At 57.2% G+C, this 19,229-nt stretch carries 18 protein-coding genes; 3 read left to right on the top strand and 15 right to left on the bottom strand.

Features of this window, described 5'->3' with window-relative positions; all coding sequences use genetic code 11:
* Nucleotides 1-86 precede the first annotated feature (86 nt).
* The 3 genes from dinF to ACMGG5_RS07350 all read right to left on the bottom strand — a co-directional run bounded on the left by dinF (nucleotide 87) and on the right by ACMGG5_RS07350 (nucleotide 2,573).
* A complete protein-coding gene (gene dinF, locus ACMGG5_RS07360) occupies nucleotides 87-1,424 on the bottom strand; it encodes an MATE family efflux transporter DinF (RefSeq protein WP_420277664.1) in 1,338 nt (445 codons plus the stop codon).
* Nucleotides 1,425-1,487: 63 nt separating this feature from the next.
* The gene (gene lexA, locus ACMGG5_RS07355) at nucleotides 1,488-2,096 is read right to left on the bottom strand and encodes a transcriptional repressor LexA (protein ID WP_024906710.1); all 609 of its coding nucleotides are present in this window, start codon (nucleotides 2,094-2,096) and stop codon (nucleotides 1,488-1,490) included.
* Nucleotides 2,097-2,204: 108 nt separating this feature from the next.
* Nucleotides 2,205-2,573: a diacylglycerol kinase gene (locus tag ACMGG5_RS07350; protein WP_024906709.1), complete on the bottom strand. Its 369-nt coding sequence runs from the start codon at nucleotides 2,571-2,573 to the stop codon at nucleotides 2,205-2,207.
* Nucleotides 2,574-2,727: 154 nt separating this feature from the next.
* On the opposite strand from ACMGG5_RS07350, the gene plsB reads away from it, so the two are divergent.
* Nucleotides 2,728-5,148 (top strand): glycerol-3-phosphate 1-O-acyltransferase PlsB, encoded by a 2,421-nt coding sequence (plsB, locus tag ACMGG5_RS07345; protein ID WP_024906708.1) that lies wholly within the window; start codon nucleotides 2,728-2,730, stop codon nucleotides 5,146-5,148.
* Between the two features lie 104 nt (nucleotides 5,149-5,252).
* Here the strand turns inward: plsB and gntU are convergent, their stop codons facing one another.
* From gntU to ACMGG5_RS07320, 5 genes are all read right to left on the bottom strand, one after another.
* On the bottom strand, nucleotides 5,253-6,593 hold the full coding sequence (gene gntU / locus ACMGG5_RS07340; protein ID WP_010436459.1) for a gluconate transporter: 1,341 nt from the start codon (nucleotides 6,591-6,593) through the stop codon (nucleotides 5,253-5,255).
* A gap of 3 nt (nucleotides 6,594-6,596) precedes the next feature.
* Nucleotides 6,597-7,124, bottom strand: coding sequence for a gluconokinase (gene gntK / locus ACMGG5_RS07335; RefSeq protein WP_008503362.1), 528 nt, complete (start codon nucleotides 7,122-7,124; stop codon nucleotides 6,597-6,599).
* A gap of 126 nt (nucleotides 7,125-7,250) precedes the next feature.
* Nucleotides 7,251-8,246: a gluconate operon transcriptional repressor GntR gene (gene gntR / locus ACMGG5_RS07330; RefSeq protein WP_024906706.1), complete on the bottom strand. Its 996-nt coding sequence runs from the start codon at nucleotides 8,244-8,246 to the stop codon at nucleotides 7,251-7,253.
* 101 nt (nucleotides 8,247-8,347) lie between these two features.
* Nucleotides 8,348-9,043 (bottom strand): pirin family protein, encoded by a 696-nt coding sequence (locus tag ACMGG5_RS07325; protein ID WP_000639796.1) that lies wholly within the window; start codon nucleotides 9,041-9,043, stop codon nucleotides 8,348-8,350.
* A 123-nt stretch (nucleotides 9,044-9,166) separates the two neighbouring features.
* The gene (locus ACMGG5_RS07320; RefSeq protein WP_024906705.1) at nucleotides 9,167-10,204 is read right to left on the bottom strand and encodes an oxidoreductase; all 1,038 of its coding nucleotides are present in this window, start codon (nucleotides 10,202-10,204) and stop codon (nucleotides 9,167-9,169) included.
* Between the two features lie 256 nt (nucleotides 10,205-10,460).
* Between ACMGG5_RS07320 and yhhY the strand changes: the two genes are divergently transcribed.
* A complete protein-coding gene (gene yhhY, locus ACMGG5_RS07315) occupies nucleotides 10,461-10,949 on the top strand; it encodes an N-acetyltransferase (protein ID WP_248273375.1) in 489 nt (162 codons plus the stop codon).
* Between the two features lie 94 nt (nucleotides 10,950-11,043).
* Here the strand turns inward: yhhY and ggt are convergent, their stop codons facing one another.
* Nucleotides 11,044-12,786, bottom strand: a complete 1,743-nt coding sequence (ggt, locus tag ACMGG5_RS07310; protein WP_420277663.1) for a gamma-glutamyltransferase — start codon at nucleotides 12,784-12,786, stop codon at nucleotides 11,044-11,046.
* Nucleotides 12,787-12,912: 126 nt separating this feature from the next.
* Here ggt and ACMGG5_RS07305 point away from each other — a divergent pair, with 126 nt between their 5' ends.
* Nucleotides 12,913-13,290: a DUF2756 family protein gene (locus ACMGG5_RS07305; protein ID WP_023326493.1), complete on the top strand. Its 378-nt coding sequence runs from the start codon at nucleotides 12,913-12,915 to the stop codon at nucleotides 13,288-13,290.
* Here the strand turns inward: ACMGG5_RS07305 and ugpQ are convergent.
* From ugpQ to livF, 6 genes are all read right to left on the bottom strand, one after another.
* A complete protein-coding gene (ugpQ, locus tag ACMGG5_RS07300; RefSeq protein ID WP_061716144.1) occupies nucleotides 13,274-14,020 on the bottom strand; it encodes a glycerophosphodiester phosphodiesterase in 747 nt (248 codons plus the stop codon). The two genes, ACMGG5_RS07305 and ugpQ, sit on opposite strands and share 17 nt — an antisense overlap.
* On the bottom strand, nucleotides 14,017-15,087 hold the full coding sequence (locus ACMGG5_RS07295) for a sn-glycerol-3-phosphate import ATP-binding protein UgpC (protein WP_149367215.1): 1,071 nt from the start codon (nucleotides 15,085-15,087) through the stop codon (nucleotides 14,017-14,019). Before ACMGG5_RS07295 ends, ugpQ begins: the two co-directional genes overlap by 4 nt.
* Before the next feature lies 1 nt (nucleotide 15,088).
* Nucleotides 15,089-15,934 (bottom strand): sn-glycerol-3-phosphate ABC transporter permease UgpE, encoded by an 846-nt coding sequence (gene ugpE, locus ACMGG5_RS07290; protein WP_048989807.1) that lies wholly within the window; start codon nucleotides 15,932-15,934, stop codon nucleotides 15,089-15,091.
* Nucleotides 15,931-16,818, bottom strand: a complete 888-nt coding sequence (gene ugpA, locus ACMGG5_RS07285; protein ID WP_045328892.1) for a sn-glycerol-3-phosphate ABC transporter permease UgpA — start codon at nucleotides 16,816-16,818, stop codon at nucleotides 15,931-15,933. Before ugpA ends, ugpE begins: the two co-directional genes overlap by 4 nt.
* Before the next feature lie 127 nt (nucleotides 16,819-16,945).
* The gene (ugpB, locus tag ACMGG5_RS07280; protein ID WP_047743093.1) at nucleotides 16,946-18,262 is read right to left on the bottom strand and encodes a sn-glycerol-3-phosphate ABC transporter substrate-binding protein UgpB; all 1,317 of its coding nucleotides are present in this window, start codon (nucleotides 18,260-18,262) and stop codon (nucleotides 16,946-16,948) included.
* 252 nt (nucleotides 18,263-18,514) lie between these two features.
* Nucleotides 18,515-19,228, bottom strand: coding sequence for a high-affinity branched-chain amino acid ABC transporter ATP-binding protein LivF (gene livF, locus ACMGG5_RS07275; RefSeq protein WP_008500102.1), 714 nt, complete (start codon nucleotides 19,226-19,228; stop codon nucleotides 18,515-18,517).
* Between the last annotated feature and the right edge of the window lies 1 nt (nucleotide 19,229).

The following is a 19,229-nucleotide window of genomic DNA, read 5'->3' as shown; positions in this document are numbered from 1 at the left end:
CGTCCGTTACGTTCTTTTCTGCTGGACGTGATAATTATTGTAGTTAAGGATTCGGCAGTTGGTTTCATATTCGGAATCTTTAACCGTCACGATATATCGTGACGTGAAGAGAACCAGGTATTGTTTTGCCAGTGGCGGTGCCAGATAAACGCCAGCGACAACCCTCGCAGCGAGAGGAAAACGGCCAGGGCCAGCCACAAACCGTGATTACCCAGCCAGGGGAGCGTCAGCAGCGTCAGACCAAACCCGGCCGCTGCAACCGCCATACTGTTACGCATTTCCGCTCCGCGCGTCGCACCAATAAACATGCCGTCCAGCAGATAACACCAGACGCCGACCACCGGTAAGACGACTTGCCAGATGAGATAGTGACTCGCCAGCTCGCGCAGCGCAGGGATAGACGTCAGCAATGCAACGATCTGCTCACCAAAGCAGGCGTAAACCAGGCCAAACGCCAGCGCCACCAGTCCCGACTGGCGGCAGGCTGCCCGCCAGACGTCCCGAAGCTGCCCGCTTTCGCGCGCACCGTACGCCTGCCCGGAATGCGCTTCTACCGCATAGGCAAAACCGTCCAGCGCGTAGGCGGTAAAGGTCAGTAGCGTCATCAATACCGCGTTGACCGCAACGATTTCTGGCCCCAGTCGAGCCCCGAAGACCGTCAGCGCTCCGAAGCAGAGCTGAAGCAGCAGCGAGCGCAGCATGATGTCACGATTGAGCGCCAGCAGCTTACGGATATTGCCGCGCCATGCGGTTTTGAGCAGCGCCAGGGAGATGCCGCGCATCGCCAGCACGCGCCAGACCATCCACAGGCCAATAATAAAAGTTCCGTACTCGGCAATCGCCGTCGCCAGCGCCGCGCCCTGCACGTTCATATGCAGACCCATGACCAGCCAGACATCCAAAACGATATTGAGCAGGTTACCCACCACCAGCAAAATCACGGGTGCACGGGCGTACTGCACGCCCAATAGCCACCCCAGCAGAACCAGGTTAGCCAGTGACGCGGGCGCGCTGAGCCAGCGGATTTCAAGGAAACGTCGCGCCTGCTCTAATACCGCCTCGCTGCCGCCAACAACATGAAGCGCAAGGTCGATCAGGGGCGCACGCAATAAAACGATTAACGCCCCCGCGCCAAGCGCGAGGATCAGCGGCTGGACCAGCGCGCGCGCCAGACGCAGCGGATCTTTTGCACCATAAGCCTGTGCCGTGAGCCCGGTGGTGCTCATACGCAAAAAGAGCAGCAGCATAAACAGGAAGCTGGTTGCCGTCGCGCCAATCGCCACGCCGCCAAGATAAACAGGCGAATCAAGATGGCCAATAACGGCCGTATCGACCAGACCCAGCAAGGGAACGGTAATATTGGAGAAGATCATCGGCAGAGCAAGACGCCACAATGCCTTATCGGATGCCGTCAGCAGTGACATGAAAAATACCGGGTGTGGAGAATGAAGCAGGCTACAGCGGCGCCATAGCCTGTCAGGAAGAGGTTACAGCCATTCGCCGTTGCGAATGACCCCAACCGCCAGCCCTTCGATAGAGAAGTTGTGTTCGCGAAGATCGACCACAATCGGGGAGAACTCGTTGTTTTCAGGCAGTAGCTGAACGGTGTTCCCCTGTTTTTTCAGACGTTTGACGGTGACTTCATCATCAATGCGCGCGACGACTACCTGGCCGTTACGCACATCCTGTGTTTTATGCACCGCAAGCAGATCGCCGTCAAGAATACCGATGTCTTTCATCGACATACCGCTGACGCGCAGCAGGAAATCAGCACTCGGTTTGAACATGGCTGGATCGACCTGGTAATGGCCTTCAATATGCTGCTGTGCCAGTAAAGGCTCACCGGCAGCAACACGCCCCACCAGCGGAATGCCCGTCTCTTCTTCCACCAGCAGGCGGATACCCCGTGACGCGCCCGAAACAATCTCAATCACGCCCTTACGCGCCAGCGCTTTCAGGTGTTCTTCGGCAGCATTCGGAGAACGGAAGCCCAGACGCTGCGCGATTTCCGCACGCGTGGGTGGCATACCCGTCTGGCCGATATGATCCCGGATGAGATCAAACACCTCTTGCTGCCTGGTCGTTAACGCTTTCATTCCGCCCCCTGGGTGTATATACAGTTATGCTGTGAGTATATACAGTCAAAGGCGATTTTGGAACCAAAAACTGCACAAAAAACCAGGGACTTAATTATTCCTCGAGGCTCATCGGAAATGTGACCAAAGCAGCGTGACCCAGGTGATAGCGGCAGTGATAATCGCCAGCAACACGGCAGCAGAGCCCATGTCTTTTGCACGGCCAGAAAGTTCATGGAAATCTGAACCAATGCGATCAACCACGGCCTCAATAGCGCTATTAAGAATTTCCACTATCATCACCAGAAGCACGGAACCGATAAGAAGTACGCGGGTAATCGCATCAACATCAAGGAAACAGGCGACGATCACCGCGATGATAGCGGCGATGCCCTCCTGGCGAAAGGCGGCTTCGTTGATCCACGCGGCACGGAAACCTTTCCATGAATAGCCGGCGGCTTTGATGATACGCGTTAACCCAGTGGTATTATTGGCCATTAAAAGAACCTTTTATGAAAAAAAGCGTCAGTAACAGGAACTGTAGCGCGTTTCGCTACAGCCTGAAGTATGACGGGTAACAACAGAAATTTTGCGCGCTTTCTGTTATCCTTGCGCCGCAATTGCATTATTAACCAGAGGCTTTACATCGTTTATGTCCGGCTGGCCACGAATTTACTACAAATTACTTAATTTACCATTAAGCATCCTGGTAAAAAGCAAGTCTATCCCAGCAGAACCCGCGCTGGAATTGGGACTCGATACGTCACGTCCTATTATGTACGTTTTGCCTTATAACTCGAAGGCAGACTTACTGACGCTTCGCGCCCAGTGTCTGGCGCATGACTTACCTGACCCGCTTGAACCGCTTGAAGTTGACGGTACGCTGCTGCCGCGCTACGTGTTCATTCACGGTGGACCGCGCGTGTTTACCTACTACACGCCAAAAGAAGAGTCCATCAAGCTGTTCCATGACTATCTCGACCTGCACCGCAGCAACCCCGATCTGGATGTGCAGATGGTGCCGGTATCGGTGATGTTTGGTCGTCGTCCGGGCCGTGAAAAAGGTGAAGAGAACCCGCCGCTGCGCATGCTTAACGGCATCCAGAAGTTCTTCGCGGTCTCCTGGCTGGGACGCGACAGCTTTGTGCGTTTCTCCCCTTCCGTTTCGCTGCGTCGAATGGCGGACGAGCACGGCACCGACAAGATCATCGCGCAAAAACTGGCGCGCGTGGCGCGTATGCACTTCGCCCGTCAGCGCCTTGCTGCCGTTGGGCCGCGTCTCCCGGCGCGTCAGGATCTGTTCAACAAGCTGTTGGCCTCCAAAGCGATTGCCCGCGCCGTTGAAGACGAAGCGCGCAGCAAGAAAATTTCGCATGAGAAAGCCCAGCAGAACGCCATTGCGCTGATGGAAGAGATTGCAGCGAACTTCTCTTACGAGATGATTCGACTGTCCGATCGTATTCTCGGCTTTACCTGGAACCGTCTCTACCAGGGCATCAACGTTCATAACGCCGAGCGTGTACGTCAGCTGGCGCATGATGGCCATGAGATTGTCTATGTTCCCTGCCACCGCAGCCACATGGACTACCTGCTTCTTTCCTACGTGCTCTATCATCAGGGGCTGGTACCACCGCACATTGCTGCCGGTATCAACCTGAACTTCTGGCCAGCGGGTCCAATTTTCCGCCGCCTGGGCGCGTTCTTTATCCGTCGTACCTTCAAGGGCAACAAGCTCTACTCCACCGTGTTCCGCGAGTATCTGGGCGAGCTGTTCAGCCGCGGCTATTCCGTGGAGTACTTCGTCGAGGGCGGTCGTTCCCGTACCGGACGTCTTCTCGATCCGAAAACCGGCACGCTGTCGATGACCATCCAGGCGATGCTGCGCGGAGGAACCCGTCCCATCACGCTGGTGCCAATCTACATTGGCTATGAGCACGTGATGGAAGTGGGCACGTACGCGAAAGAGCTGCGTGGTGCAACCAAAGAGAAAGAGAGCCTGCCGCAGATGCTGCGCGGCCTGAGCAAGCTGCGTAATCTCGGTCAGGGCTACGTGAACTTCGGCGAACCGATGCCGTTGATGACGTACCTGAACCATCACGTTCCCGAGTGGCGCGAGTCCATCGATCCTATCGAAGCGATTCGTCCAGCCTGGCTGACGCCAACGGTCAACGGCATCGCGTCCGAGCTGATGGTGCGCATTAACAACGCCGGTGCGGCTAACGCCATGAACCTGTGCTGTACGGCACTTCTGGCTTCGCGTCAGCGCTCGCTGACCCGTGAACAGCTCACGGAGCAGCTGGATTGCTATCTGGATATGATGCGTAACGTGCCGTACTCGGTTGATTCGACCGTGCCTTCTGCAACCGCCAGTGAACTTATCGATCACGCGCTGCAGATGAACAAGTTTGAAGTCGAAAAGGACACGATCGGCGACATCATCATTCTGCCGCGCGAGCAGGCAGTGCTGATGACCTACTACCGAAACAACATCACCCATATGCTGATGCTGCCGTCGCTCATGGCGGCTATCATCACCCAGCATCGCCGTATCTCGCGTCAGGAACTCTTGCGTCACGTTGAGACGCTCTATCCGATGCTGAAAGCGGAGCTGTTCCTGCGCTGGAGCAAGGATGAGCTGGCGGGCGAGCTGGATAAACTGACGGAAGAGCTGCGTCGTCAGGGGCTGATCACCGTCACGAACGACGAGCTGCACATCAACCCGTCACGCTCCCGCACCCTGCAGCTGCTGGCGGCCGGTGCGCGCGAAACGCTGCAGCGCTACGCCATTACGTTCTGGCTGCTGAGTGCGAACCCGTCTATCAACCGCGGTACGCTGGAGAAAGAGAGCCGGACGCTGGCCCAGCGCCTGTCCGTTCTGCACGGCATTAACGCTCCTGAATTCTTCGACAAAGCGGTCTTCAGTTCCCTGGTCCTGACGCTGCGCGATGAAGGCTTCATCAGCGATACGGGTGATGCCGAGCCGGAAGAGACGCTGAAGGTATACCAGATGCTGGCAGAGCTGATTACCTCGGACGTGCGTTTGACGATTGAGAGCGCCACGCAGGGCGAGTAACGCAATGCCGGGTTATGGCCCGGCCTGACGCCCTGGATAATAAAAAGGCCCGGTAAGCGCTGACGCTACCGGGCCTTATTTTTAGACTTGTTAAATCACTGCCCTCAGCTGAGCAGCGTAAAGGCAATCATCCCGACAATTGCACCCGTCGTGCCGAGAATGGTTTCCATCAGCGTCCAGGTTTTCAGGGTTTGCGCTTCGGTGGCGCCGGTAAATTTACCGAACAGCCAGAAGCCCGCGTCGTTAACGTGAGAAACCACAATCGAACCGCCCGCGATACAGATAGACAGCGCGGCCATCTGCGCACCGGAGTAGTTCAGCTGTTCAATCACCGGCATCACCAGACCCACAGCGGTTAAACACGCCACGGTTGCGGAACCCTGGATGATACGTACCGCCGCAGCCAATACGAAACAGGTTACCGCAATCGGCAGGCCCATCCCGGTCAGCGCTTCGCCCAGAGCCGGGCCCACGCCGGAATCCACCAGTACCTGCTTGAACACGCCGCCGGCACCGATCACCAGCAGGATAATCCCCGCAGGCTGCAGCGCGGCACCGCAGATCTCCATCACCCGGTCTTTTGGCATTCCCTGACGCATCGCCAGGCCGTAAATCGCCACCAGACAGGCCACCAGGATCGCCGTGAACGGATGACCGATGAACTCAAACCATTCATAGGCGCTGGAGCCCACCGGCACAAAGCGCGCGGCGATGGTTTTCAAACCCACGAGAACCAGCGGGAGCAGGATCAGCGACAGGCTGAAGCCGAAGGACGGCATTTTGCCCTCGCCCAGGTGCGGCTCGGTGATGTCATCCGGGATATGAAGCTCAACGTAACGGCTGATGAAGTTGCCCCACAGCGGACCGGCAATAATCATCCCCGGGATTGCCGCGCACAGGCCAATCAGGATCATCCAGCCAAAGTCAGCGTGCATCTGGGACGCCAGCAGCATCGGCGCAGGCCCAGGCAGCAGAAACGCCGCGGCCGCCGCCACGCCCGCAAACAGTGGAATAACCAGCTTCACAAGGTTTGTGCCGGTATGGCGCGCCATGGAGAACGCGACGCTTATCAGCAGCACAACGGCCACTTCAAAGAACAGCGGCAGCGCGCAAATCAGGCCCGCCAGGCCAATCGCGTAGTGCGCGCGGCTGTGGCCGAAGGATTTCAGCATTTTGACGGCAATCTGGTCGACCGCGCCCGTCTCGTGCAAAATCTTGCCAAACATCGCGCCAAGGGCCACCACAATCGCCAGGAAGCCCAGCGTACCGCCCATCCCTTTTTCCATCGTCGCGGCGATCTTGTCGAGCGGCATACCGGAAAAGAGACCTGCACCTATAGAAACCACCATCAAAGCAACAAAAGCGTGCATACGCGCCTTCATCACTAAAAACAGCAGCAGCAACACGGAACCCACTGCTGTCAAAACTAGCGTTAATGTACTCAAAACTTACTGCCTTTTATTAATGACCTCGATGGTGCTGGCAACAACACCTTCCAGTGACTGATCGATATCAACCACTAAGACGTCTTTCTCGTCTTCACCCGGCTCCTGCAGCGCTTCGAACTGCGTCACCAGCATCTGGGTTTTGAAGAAGTGACCTTTACGCGCCTTCAGGCGGCTTTCAATCACCTCGAAATCCCCTTTCAGGTAGATGAAAGAGAGGTTCGGGTTACCGTCGCGCAGCAGGTCGCGGTAGGTTTTTTTCAGCGCAGAGCAGACGATCAGGGAGACTTTATTGGTACGCTGCATAGCGAACGCGGCGTCATTCAGCGCCTGCAACCACGGTTTGCGGTCGTCGTCGTTCAGCGGCTCGCCGGAGGCCATTTTCATGATGTTGCTGCGCGGATGGAGGAAGTCGCCATCAAGGAACGCAGCCTGGAGTTGATGCGCCACTTCGCTGGCTACGGCTGATTTCCCGCTACCGGAAACGCCCATCAGGACGTAGACGTGGTGATCGTGATTAGTCGTGCTCAAAGGGTGTCCCTCAGTCAATTGTTACGGGTAACAGTTATCGGTAACATTGTCCTGCCGGGGCAAAAGAGAAGCAATATCCAAACGTGCGCGAAGTGAATAAGTGTGAGCTACTTCAAATTTGTCAGTTCAAATAGATCCACCCGGTGACAAGGTGAAACCTAAATCTAACATTTTCGGGGTAACTGCCTCACCACGAATGCGCGCCAGCAGGCGTTCTGCGCCAATACGGCCCATACGTTCACGCGGGGTCAGGACGCTCGCCAGACGCGGCTCCATCACCTGACCAATGTCGTGGCCGTGGAAACCGGCGATCGCCATATCATCAGGGATCTTTAACCCCAGACGCTGACACTCAAACGCCGCGCCAACCGCCAGGTCATCGTTGGTACAGAAAATACCGTCCAGTTGCGGATACTCGCGCCGCGCCTGACGCATCAGCTCAATACCCGACGTATAGGAGGAGGACTGCTCCACCATCACGCTGTACGGGGTTAAGTTTGCGTCGAGCATCGCCTGCTCGTATCCCTTCTGTTTGATGATAGTACGTTCATCAAGACGCGCACCCAGATAGGCGATATGACGATGCCCGCGGGCGATAATGGCCGCCGTCATCTGGCGCGCCGCTTCAAAGTTATCGAACCCAACGGCAATATCGAGACACGGCGACTGGCTGTCCATCAGCTCCACCACAGGGATACCCGCCACTTCGATCATTTTGAGCGTGCGGGCAGTGTGGGTACGTTCGGTTAAAATCAGGCCGTCAATGTTCCAGGAAAGCATCGACTCAAGACGTTCCTCTTCCAGTTCCGGCTTGTACCCATAGTGGGCGAGCATGGTCTGGTAGCCAAAAGCATCGGTGACGCTTTCGATTCCCCGCAATACTTCGGCGAAAACCTGGTTGGTCAGGGATGGAAGCAGGACACCCACCGCACGACTGGTCGCATTGGAGAGAATATCGGGTGCGCGGTTGGGGATATAACCCAGTTCATCAAGGGCAGCGGCAATCTTGCCACGTAACGCCACGGAAACCTGTTCCGGGTTACGTAAAAAACGGCTGACCGTCATTTTGGTCACACCGACGCGATCGGCGACATCCTGAAGTACGGGGCGTTTCTTTTTCATCGTCCTGAGAAATCTTGAAGTGAGAGATTTGCTCAGTTTATCACGGACAAAGCCCATCCTTCCCCTGTCAAAGGGAAGGATGGGTATTTATTTATGTTTTATTACACCGGCGGCAGGTCAAACAGCAGAATTTCGCTTTCGCTGTCGGCATGCACGGAGAGCGCCTGCTCATCCCAGATGGCCAGACCATCGGCGGTGGTTGCTTTAGTGCCGTTGATGGACACTTCACCTTTCACCACCTGGATCCAGACGCGGCGGTTAGCGGCAATCTGATGCACGGACTGTTCATCTTTCGCCAGCGCCCAGCGGTACAGCTCCATATCCTGATGCACTTTCAGGGAGCCTTCACGCGCATCCGGGGAGAGCACCAGCTGTTTACCCTGTTTCGCGTCGAAGCGGCGCTGCTCGTAGCGCGGCGTGATGCCGGTCTCTTCTGGAATGATCCAGATTTGATACAGGTGCAGTTTTTCCGTTTTGCTTGGGTTGTACTCAGAGTGACGCACCCCGGTACCCGCGCTCATAATCTGGAACTCGCCCGCCGGAACCTGCTCTTTGTTGCCCATGCTGTCCTGGTGCTCAACCGCGCCTTCCAGCACATAGGTCAGGATTTCCATGTCTTTGTGCGGGTGGGTACCGAAGCCCTGGCCCGCATCAATCACGTCATCGTTAATCACGCGCAGTGCGGAGAAGCCCATGAAGTTCGGGTCGTAGTAGTCGGCAAACGAGAATGAATGCCATGAGTCCAGCCAGCCATGATTCGCGTGACCACGTTCGTTTGCTTTGCGTAAGTAGATCATTGTTTTCACCCTCAGTTCGTTTCGATGGAGTAAGTGTGGACGCAAACGGCCTGGGATCATAGAGGGTGAAAATTGACTCCTCTGTTCAAAAATTGTGAACAAGTGCAGAGGAGCCGTTTTTGCTTATTTTGCGAGGGTTACCGTGGCAGGAGAAGCCTGTTCGAAGGCCCGTTCAAGGATTTCGAGGTTGGTCAGAACGTCAGATTCCTTGACGTAATTCGCCGTGCCGTTTGTGAGGGTCTCAAACAGCGCATCATAGACGCGGCCATAGTCGCCGGTTTCCGGTTTCAACGTTTCTTTGACCGTCACGCCCTCGTCGTTCACATACTCCAGCACGCCCACGGAATCGTCCGCGGCAAATCCCGGCTCACCCGGCATGATATTGGCCTTCAGGCTGGTCTCCTGCTGGTCAATGCCGTACTTAATGAACGAACCCCGGGTACCGTGAACGATAAATTTCGGGTAGTCGATCTTCACCAGATGGCTGGTTTTGACGATGGCTTTCAGGTCGCCGTAGAACAGCTGCGCTTCAAAAGTATCGTCCGGGTTGGCTTTATTACGCAGGCTGCGGATGTCATACGCCACGTGGTCCGGGCGGCCAAACAGGGAGATGATCTGGTCCATGGTATGCACGCCCAGACCATAGAACGAGCCGTCCTGCGGCAGGCCGGGCTGAGTTTCCGCTACCGGACGGTAGTAATCGAAGTGGCTTTCTATTTCCACGATGTTGCCGAGCTTGCCGCTTTCAATCGCTTTTTTCGCCGTCAGGAAGCAGCTATCAAAGCGACGGTTCTGATACGGCGTGACGGTCAGGCCTTTGCTTTTCGCCAGCGCGAACAGCTCTTTCGCTTCGGCAATAGTCGGGGTGAACGGCTTTTCTACCAGCACGTTTTTACCCGCATTGAGCGCGCGTTTGGCATAGTCAAAATGGCTGTCGGCATGGGTGCAGACAACCACCAGCTTCACCTGCGGGTCGTTAAGCACCTCATCGAGATCGCTGGTGAAGTGGATGTGGGAATACTGCGGAGATTGCTCTTCCGGCTTCGCGCGGCGGCGGTAGATATGGGCCACATGCCAGCTGTCTTTGCGGTTAAGAACATACGGCAGGTGATAGCGGGTCGTACTTTTACCAAATCCAATAAATGCGCAATGTAGTGTCATAGCTCAGTCCTTTTGGAAGGTTACTGAGTCTAACCATAACAAAAAAAAAGCCAGCTAAAAGCTGGCTAAAGTAATACTGGAAGCAATGTGAGCAATGTCGTGCTTTCAGGTTCCCGTAGAGGTCTTCCTGAACGCAAAGCAATAATAATCATTCTCATTCGCACTTGTCCAATACTTTTTGCAAAAAATAGCGGTTGACTCAAATTTTAAAGTCATTGATGTTGGAAGGGACGTTTAACTGACTGAGGAACAAGGAATGAGTGAGATAGTGATACGCCATGCGGAACCGAAAGATGCTGAAGCCTTACGCCAGAACTATATGCATCCGGGGGTGTATCACGACACGCTACAGCTACCTCATCCTTCCCTTGAGCACTGGCAAGAACGTCTTATCGCAAAACCCGGCCAAAAACGCCTTGTCGCCTGCATTGATGAACAACTTGTTGGCGATCTGATGCTTCAGGTGGAAGCCAGCCCGCGACGCAGCCATGTGGCCACATTCGGTATCAGCGTTGCGGCGCATGCACAGGGGCGCGGCGTGGGCAGTGCGTTAATGCGCGAGATGATAAACCTTTGCGATAACTGGATGCGTATTGAACGGATTGAATTAACGGTGTTTGCCGATAATCCTGCCGCTCTGGCGCTGTACCGGAAGTTTGGTTTCGAAATCGAAGGCACCGGCAACAAATTTGCCCTGCGCAACGGCGAGTATGTGGATGCGTATTATATGGCGAGAATGAAGTGACACTTTCTCCTCTCCCCATAGGGGCGAGGGAGAAAAGACCGCACCGTGCGATCCCCTCTCCCCTATGGGGAGAGGGTTAGGGTGAGGGGAATAATTAATACCCCGCCGACAAATCATCCACCGAACGCGGATCTGATGCGCCAAACAGCGCCCCGTCCGGTCCCACCATAATGCCCTGCGTACTGCCCATCGCCTCTTTCACCGCCACCTTTTGACCGCGCTGCTCCAGCAGCTTGATGGTATCCGGGCTAAAACCCTTCTCCACGCGCAGCTCGTCCGGCAGCCACTGGTGATGGAAACGCGGGGCGTTGGTCGCTTCGGCGACGTTCATCCCAAAGTCGATGCTGTTCACCACCATTTGCAGCACGGTGGTGATAATCCGGCTACCGCCAGGGCTGCCGGTCACCAGCCAGGTTTTCCCGTCTTTCACCACGATGGTGGGCGACATGGACGACAGCGGACGTTTCTTCGGCCCTACCGCATTCGCATCGCCGCCGACCAGCCCGTAGACGTTCGGCACGCCCGGTTTAGCAGAGAAGTCGTCCATTTCGTTGTTCAGCAGAATGCCGCTGTTGCCCGCCACAATCCCGGTGCCGAAGGTGGTGTTGAGCGTATAGGTCACCGCCACCGCGTTACCGTCTTTATCCACCACCGAGAAGTGGGTGGTCTGGTTGCTTTCATACGGCGCCAGCTTGCCGGGGCGGATCTCGCTCGACGGCTTAGCCTTGTTGATGTCGATCTGATCGGCAATAGATTTGGCATAGGCTTTATTAGTCAGCGCCTGCCACGGCACCTTCACGAAGTCCGGATCGCCGAGATATTCCGAGCGGTCGGCGTAGGCGCGCTTTTCCGCTTCCGCCATCACCTGCATGGCATCCGCACTGCCGAAGCCGAACTTGTGCATATCGAAGTTTTCGAGAATATTGAGGATCTGCACGATGTGGATCCCACCGGAAGACGGCGGCGGCATGGAGAAGACCTCGTACCCGCGGTAGGTGCCGCTAATCGGCTCGCGCTCCACCGCCTTGTATTCCGCCAGATCCGCTTTGGTGATGAGCCCGCCGTTCTTCTGCATCTCTTGTGCAATCTGGTCGGCAATCGCTCCTTTGTAGAAGGCGTCCGGACCGTGCTCTGCAATCAGCTCCAGGCTTTTAGCGAGGTTCTTCTGCACCAGCTTATCGCCCTTCTTCAGCGGCTCGCCGTCTTTCCAGAAGATCGCTTTGCTGTTTTCATGATTCGGAATGACTTCGCTGCCATAGGTTTTGAGATCGTCCGCCAGCGCATCGTTTACCACAAAGCCGTCCCGCGCCAGCTTGATGGCAGGCTGCACTACCTTGTTCAGCGGCAGGGTGCCGTATTTTTCCAGCGCCAGCGAGAAGCCCGCGATGGTGCCCGGCGTGCCGGTCGCGAGATGCGAGGTCAGGGATTTTTTGCTGTCAGGGTTGCCCTGATCGTCGAGGAACATATCGCGAGACGCCTGAGCAGGCGCCATCTCGCGGAAGTCGATGGCCGTCGTTTTGCCGTCTTTGGTGCGCAGCATCATAAAGCCGCCGCCACCCAGGTTCCCCGCCTGCGGATGCGTTACCGCCAGCGCATAGCCGACGGCGACCGCGGCATCCACCGCGTTACCGCCCTGCCTGAGAATATCGACGCCCACTTTTGTTGCCAGCGCATCCACGGACGCTACCATGCCATGGGTTGCCCGCACGGGATGAAAAACATCTTCCTCCACGCCGTAAGAGACCGGAGGCGCCGCGGGCGGGTTGGCCGCCACGCTAAATGTACCGCCTGCCATCAGCGCGGCGATGGCGACCCAGCGCAAAAACGTTGGTTTCATGATTGTTGTTCTCCAGGTGAAGGGATCCATATTCCCCGCTTAAGCCTGGTTCACAACTCCTAAAAAATCATCGTCATGGTGAAATCAGGGTAAACTTAAGAGAGACCTCAAGAGGAGGAAATGACAATGAAACGCTTGATGATTCTTACGGCGCTGATCCCGTTTGCCGCGCTCGCACAGCCACTCAACACCATGAACAACCCGAACCAGCAGGGCTATGTCATCCCGAGCCAGCAGCGTATGCAGACCGAGATGATGAGCCAGCAACAGCAGCAGAAAGGGATGCTTAATCAGCAACTGAGAACGCAGACCCAGATGCAGCAGCAAAGCCTGCAAAATCAGATGAACGCCAACACCCAGCGCGTGCAGCAGGGGCAGGTGCGCGAGCAGCCGCTGCCGAATAAAAACGGCGGGATGTTAGGGGGAATGACGTCGTCAGGCAGCGGACAGCAGCATATGCTGCCGCCGCAGTCGAATGGCAGTATGCTTAATCCGCAGAACTAAAGTCCGGGCCGATCAGGTCGATTGCATCGGTACAGATGCTGTCCACGCCCCAGCGCAGCAGTTCGGCTGCACGCTGGGGTTTGTTAACGGTGTAGACCAGAATATGTAGACCCGCGTCTTTCAGCATCTTCACCCGCGTCTCATCCAGCAGCCTGTGATTAAGATGGATAGAGACACATGCCAGGCGCGTCGTCAGCTCGCGCCAGTCCTCGCGCCACTCGTCAAGCAGCAGCCCGCGAGGCAGCTCCGGTACGGCCGCCTGTGCCGCTTCCAGTGCGTCAATTTCAAATGATGACAGCAGCGGCGCGGTCATCCCTTCCCACAGCTCGCGCGCGGCCAGAGCAATCACTTTGCCCGTCAGCGGCCCGGTACCGGTGGTCGGTTTAATTTCGATATTGGCCATCATGCCGTGCTGGCGACAGCGATCCGCCACTTCCGCCAGCAACGGCAGCGGTTCGCCTTTGAATTCACCGCTGTACCAGCTTCCGGCGTCTACCTTCAGCAGGTCGCGCCACGGCAGCTCGCCCGCCACGCCCCAGCCGTTGCTGGTGCGCTCGAGGTTATCGTCATGCAGCAGGAAAATCTCGCCGTCTTTCGACAGCTTGGCGTCGAACTCGATCATCGTGTGACCGTAGCGCGCGCCAACGTCAATCGCCGCCAGCGTGTTTTCCGGCGCCAGCTTACCGCCGCCCCGGTGGGCGACGACGTGGGGATAAGGCCAGTTACTCATACTCGTTGTCCTGTTTCACCGTCAAACAGGTGCAGATGGTTTTCCGGCAGGTGGAGCCACAGCGTGCTGCCGGCTTTAGGGCGTTCCTGATGCGCCAGACGCACCACCATTTTTTGCTCGCCCCAGCGCCCGTGCGCCAGGTTATCTGCACCCAACATCTCCAGCGTGTCCATCACCAGCGGCACGCCGCCTTCCGCCTGAGAGGTTAAACCGATATGTTCCGGGCGGATACCGAGCGTCATCTTACGCCCGGCGTAGCCACGATAGTACCAGTTGATCGGCAATGCCATCCCGCTTTCCAGCTCAAAGTGCGAGCCCGCGCTGCTGATGCGCCCTTCCAGCAGGTTCATCGCCGGGCTGCCGATAAAGCTCGCCACAAAGCGGGTAGCCGGTTTCTCGTACACTTCCACCGGGGTACCAATCTGCTCGGCAACGCCTTTGTTCATCACCATCACGCGCTGGGCGAGCGTCATGGCTTCGACCTGATCGTGGGTCACGTACAGGGAGGTGGTTTTCAGACGACGGTGCAGCTGCTGTAACTCAAGACGCATCTGCACGCGCAGCTTGGCGTCGAGATTAGAGAGCGGCTCGTCGAACAGGAATACCGCCGGATCGCGCACGATGGCGCGACCCATCGCCACGCGCTGGCGCTGTCCGCCGGAGAGCTCTCGCGGGCGGCGCTTAAGCAGGCCGTCGAGTTCCAGAATGCGGGCGGCCTCCTTCACGCGCTCGTCGATATGGCCTTTGCCCATGCCGCGGATTTTCAGCCCCCAGGCCATGTTCTCTTCCACGCTCATGTGCGGATAGAGAGCGTAGTTCTGGAACACCATCGCGATGCCGCGGTCTTTCGGCTCCATCTCGGTGACGCGCTGGCGGTCAATCCAGATATCCCCGGAGGTCACACGCTCCAGCCCCGCCACCATGCGCAGCAGCGTGGATTTGCCGCAGCCGGACGGGCCGACCATCACGATAAACTCCCCGTCCGCCACGTCGAGCGTCAGCGGCTGAATCACCTGGGTTTTGCCGTCCCAGCTTTTGGTTACTGCCTGAAGTTTTAAACCTGCCATCTTATTTCTCGCTATCGACCAGGCCGCGGACAAACGCGCGCTGCATGGCTAAAACAATGACTACGGGTGGGATAAGGGTAAGCAGCATCGCCGCCATCACCTGGTTCCAGAGGGTGGTGCCTTCGCCGGTGGCGATCATGCCTTTGATGCCCGCCACGGCGGTGCCGAGGTTGACGTCCTGAATAATCAGCAGCGGCCACAGGTACTGGTTCCAGCCGTAGATAAAGGTGATCACAAACAGCGCCGCAAGGTTAGTTTTCGACAGCGGCAGCACGATATCGCGGAAGAAGCGCATCGGCGACGCGCCGTCGATGCGCGCCGCTTCAATCAGCTCGTCCGGCAGGGTCATAAAGAACTGGCGGAACAGGAAGGTGGCGGTCGCCGAGGCCATCAGCGGCAGGGTTAAGCCCGCGTAGCTGTCGAGCATCTTCAGGTTGGCGATCACTTCCACCGTCGGGAAGATACGCACCTCCACTGGCAGCATCAGGGTGATAAAAATCATCCAGAAAAACAGATTACGCAGCGGAAAGCGGAACCAGACGATGGCGAAGGCCGACAGCATCGACACCGTGATTTTGCCCACCGTAATGCCGAACGCCATGATGAAGCTGTTGAGCATCATCAGCCAGAACGGCGCGCTGTTGGCGCCCACGCCCTGGGTCCAGATGGTCCTCATATTCTCGAAAAGATGCGTGCCTGGGATCAGCGTCATCGGCGTGTCGAACACCGCTTTGGTGTCCAGCGTGGCGGCGACAAAGGCCACGTACAGCGGAAACAGGATGACGATAATCCCTAAAATCAGCATGGTATGGCTGAAAATCGTCAGCCCGCGACGGTTCTCAATCATTGGTAGCGCACCTTACTTTCGACATAGCGGAACTGCACCACCGTGAGGATGATGACGAGGAACATCAGCACGACGGACTGCGCGGCAGAAGCGGAGAGATCCAGCCCGGCGAAGCCTTCGCGGTAGATCTTATAGATAAGCGTCGTTGTCGCCTGCACCGGGCCGCCCGCGGTCGCCGCGTCGATCACCGGGAAGGTGTCGAAGAAGGCGTACACGAGGTTAACCACCAGCAGGAAGAAACTCACCGGGGCGATCAGCGGCAGCGACAGCCTGAAGAAGCGACGAATAGGCCCTGCTCCGTCAATTGCCGCGGCTTCCACCAGCGAGCGCGGAATGGACTGCAGCGCGGCAAAGAAGAACAGGAAGTTATAGCTGATCTGCTTCCACACCGAGGCGAACACCACCAGGAACATCGCCTGACCGCTGTTCTGGGCATGGTTCCAGTCGTAGCCGAACTCTGCCAGGAAATGGGTAATCAACCCGCGGCCGGGATTAAACAGGAAGATCCACAGTACGGCGGCGACGGCGGGTGCCACGGCGTAAGGCAGCAGCATCAGGGTCTGATACAGGCGGCTGCCGCGCACCACGTAATCCACCAGCGCGGCGAAAAACAGCGAGGCGACAAGGCCGCTGACGGTGACCAGCGCGCTGAACTTCATCGTCGTCCAGAAGGCGTCCAGGTAGTAGCTATCATGGAACAGCGCGGTAAAGTTATCCAGGCCAACAAACTGGCTGGAGAGCCCGAACGGATCGACGCTTTGTACCGAGTACCACAGCGCTTCGCCCGCAGGCCAGATAAAGAAGATAACGGTGATGACCAGCTGAGGCGCGACCAACAGGTACGGCAGCCAGCGGGAACGGAACACCGGACGGGATGATGACATAGGTTTGCTCTGTAGGTATTCACCCCTCACCCCGACCCTCTCCCCAAAAGGGCGAGGGAGAAAAGACGGCTCTGTGCAGTCCCCTCTCCCCTATGGGGAGAGGGTTAGGGTGAGGGGCAGGTTTGAATTACGATTTCGTCGACTGCTCAAAGCGGCGCAGCAGCTGATTCCCGCGCTCTACCGCAGAGTCCAGCGCCTGCTGTGGCGTTTTCTTCCCGGTCCACACGCTTTCCAGCTCTTCATCCACGATGGTGCGGATCTGCGGCATGTTGCCCAGACGCAGACCTTTGGTGAACGGCAACGGCGGCTTGTTCAGCATCTGGCGCGTCGCGATGTCCGCGCCTGGATTCTTGCTGTAGAAGCCCTGCTCGCGGGTCAGGTCGTAAGCGGCTTTGGTGATCGGCAGGTAGCCGGTCTTCTGGTGCCACTCGGCGGCATTTTCAGGCTTCGCCAGGAAGTCGAGGAACTCGGCTACGCCTTTGTAGGTGCCCTTGTCTTTACCCTGCATGACCCACAGGCTTGCCCCGCCGATAATGGCGTTCTGCGGCGCGCCCTTCACGTCAGCGTCGTACGGCATCATGCCCACGCCGTAGTTGAATTTGGCGTAGTGACGGATATCCGCCAGCGAGCCGGAGGAGGCGGTGGTAATGGCACAGTCGCCGTTGTAGAACTTCTCGGTGGATTCGTCTTTACGCCCGAAGTAGCTGAAGTCGCCCTTCTTGTTCAGATCGGCAAGCAGCGCGATGTGCTTCACCTGCTCCGGCTTGTTGAACTCCAGTACCGCATCGGTGCCGTCGAAGCCGTTGTTTTTGGTCGCCACCGGCAGGCCGTGCCAGGCGCTGAAGTTTTCAATCTGGATCCAGCCCTGCCAGCCGCTGGCGTAGCCGCACTTCATCCCCGCCGCTTTCAGCTTCGCGGTGTACTCCGCCAGGTCCTGCCAGGTTTTTGGCGGCTGTTCCGGGTCTAAACCGGCTTTTTTGAAGGCATCTTTGTTGTAGTAGAGCACCGGCGTAGAGCTGTTAAACGGCTGGGACAGCAGATGGCCGGTTTTGGAATCGGTGTAGTAACCCGCTACGGTCGGCACAAACTGGGATTCATCGAAGTTGATACCCGCCTCTTTGAACACTTCATACACCGGCTTGATAGCTTTGGAGGCCATCATGGTGGCGGTGCCCACTTCATAAACCTGTAACAGCGCAGGCGCGTTGCCGGTACGGAAGGCGGCGATGCCCGCGCTCAGGCTCTGCTCGTAGTTACCTTTGTACACCGGCACAATTTTGTAATCCGGATGGGTGTCGTTGAAACGTTGCGCCAGGGAGTCAACTTCTTTACCCAACTCCCCTTCCATTGAATGCCAGAACGGAATGGTGGTGACAGCCATTGCGTTCGCCGCAAAAGCCAGACCCAGTGCCAGACCCAAAGCTGTGTGTCGTAACGATGTCATTGTCATCTCTCTTATTGTGCCGGATGCGCGATATCACGCGTTTTATGCTCGCGAGGTAACATGACATGCTCGAATTACAGAAAAATAACTGTTTGTTTACAGATAAGTGACAGCCAGGCGTCAGGGGGATGATGGTTGTGTGAAGGGGGTTGGATGGTTGGGTGCGGTCTGGTGCCCTCACCCCGGCCCTCTCCCACAGGGAGAGGGAGAAAACACTAAAAAAGGCAACTTGCGTTGCCTTTTTGCTTTTACCTATCCGCCCAGATACGCGCTCCGCACCGCTTCGTTCGCCAGCAGCGCGTCGCCGGTGTCTTCCAGCACTACGCGGCCGTTCTCCAGCACGTAGCCACGGTCAGCGAGCTTCAGCGCCTGGTTGGCGTTCTGCTCGACGAGGAAGATGGTCATCCCCTCTTTGCGCAGCTGCTCAATGGTGTCGAAAATCTGCTGGATGATGATCGGCGCCAGACCGAGAGACGGCTCGTCCAGCAGCAGCAGGCGCGGCTGGCTCATCAGCGCGCGGCCAATCGCCAGCATCTGCTGCTCACCGCCGGACATGGTGCCCGCACGCTGGATGCGGCGTTCCCACAGGCGCGGGAAGAGTTCGTACACCCACTTGATGCGGGTCTGGTATTCATCGCGGTGGGCGAAGAAGCCGCCCATCGCCAGGTTCTCTTCCACCGTCATACGCGAGAAGACCCGGCGCCCTTCCGGGACAATCGCCACCGCTTCACGCATGATTCTGGCGGTCTGCCAGTCGGTAATGTCTTTACCATCAAACACGATCCGCCCGCTGGTGGCGCGCGGGTCGCCGCACAGGGTGCCGAGCAGCGTAGTTTTACCCGCGCCGTTGGCGCCAATCAGGGTCACGATTTCACCCTGATTGATGTGCAGGCTGACGTCGTGCAGCGCCTGGATCTTGCCGTAGTGCGCGTTGACCTTGTCGAACGTTAACATCGCTTTTTCCATC

Origin of the sequence: Enterobacter sp. BNK-34 (assembly GCF_048684445.1) — a bacterium.
Classification (GTDB): Bacteria; Pseudomonadota; Gammaproteobacteria; order Enterobacterales; family Enterobacteriaceae; genus Enterobacter; species Enterobacter pseudoroggenkampii.
The sequence above is the reverse complement of the archived record's forward strand: the minus strand, read 5'-3'. Positions and strand labels throughout refer to the sequence as shown.

What these genes read in the sequence shown, in the direction of transcription:
- yhhY (WP_248273375.1), top strand. Translation starts at nt 10,461, where the DNA reads ATGAGTGAGATAGTGATACGCCATGCGGAACCGAAAGATGCTGAAGCC.
- ACMGG5_RS07320 (WP_024906705.1), bottom strand. Translation starts at nt 10,204, where the DNA reads ATGACACTACATTGCGCATTTATTGGATTTGGTAAAAGTACGACCCGC.
- ggt (WP_420277663.1), bottom strand. Translation starts at nt 12,786, where the DNA reads ATGAAACCAACGTTTTTGCGCTGGGTCGCCATCGCCGCGCTGATGGCA.
- ACMGG5_RS07305 (WP_023326493.1), top strand. Translation starts at nt 12,913, where the DNA reads ATGAAACGCTTGATGATTCTTACGGCGCTGATCCCGTTTGCCGCGCTC.
- ugpB (WP_047743093.1), bottom strand. Translation starts at nt 18,262, where the DNA reads ATGACATCGTTACGACACACAGCTTTGGGTCTGGCACTGGGTCTGGCT.
- ACMGG5_RS07325 (WP_000639796.1), bottom strand. Translation starts at nt 9,043, where the DNA reads ATGATCTACTTACGCAAAGCAAACGAACGTGGTCACGCGAATCATGGC.
- gntR (WP_024906706.1), bottom strand. Translation starts at nt 8,246, where the DNA reads ATGAAAAAGAAACGCCCCGTACTTCAGGATGTCGCCGATCGCGTCGGT.
- ugpE (WP_048989807.1), bottom strand. Translation starts at nt 15,934, where the DNA reads ATGATTGAGAACCGTCGCGGGCTGACGATTTTCAGCCATACCATGCTG.
- ugpQ (WP_061716144.1), bottom strand. Translation starts at nt 14,020, where the DNA reads ATGAGTAACTGGCCTTATCCCCACGTCGTCGCCCACCGGGGCGGCGGT.
- ACMGG5_RS07295 (WP_149367215.1), bottom strand. Translation starts at nt 15,087, where the DNA reads ATGGCAGGTTTAAAACTTCAGGCAGTAACCAAAAGCTGGGACGGCAAA.
- livF (WP_008500102.1), bottom strand. Translation starts at nt 19,228, where the DNA reads ATGGAAAAAGCGATGTTAACGTTCGACAAGGTCAACGCGCACTACGGC.
- lexA (WP_024906710.1), bottom strand. Translation starts at nt 2,096, where the DNA reads ATGAAAGCGTTAACGACCAGGCAGCAAGAGGTGTTTGATCTCATCCGG.
- plsB (WP_024906708.1), top strand. Translation starts at nt 2,728, where the DNA reads ATGTCCGGCTGGCCACGAATTTACTACAAATTACTTAATTTACCATTA.
- dinF (WP_420277664.1), bottom strand. Translation starts at nt 1,424, where the DNA reads ATGTCACTGCTGACGGCATCCGATAAGGCATTGTGGCGTCTTGCTCTG.
- ACMGG5_RS07350 (WP_024906709.1), bottom strand. Translation starts at nt 2,573, where the DNA reads ATGGCCAATAATACCACTGGGTTAACGCGTATCATCAAAGCCGCCGGC.
- ugpA (WP_045328892.1), bottom strand. Translation starts at nt 16,818, where the DNA reads ATGTCATCATCCCGTCCGGTGTTCCGTTCCCGCTGGCTGCCGTACCTG.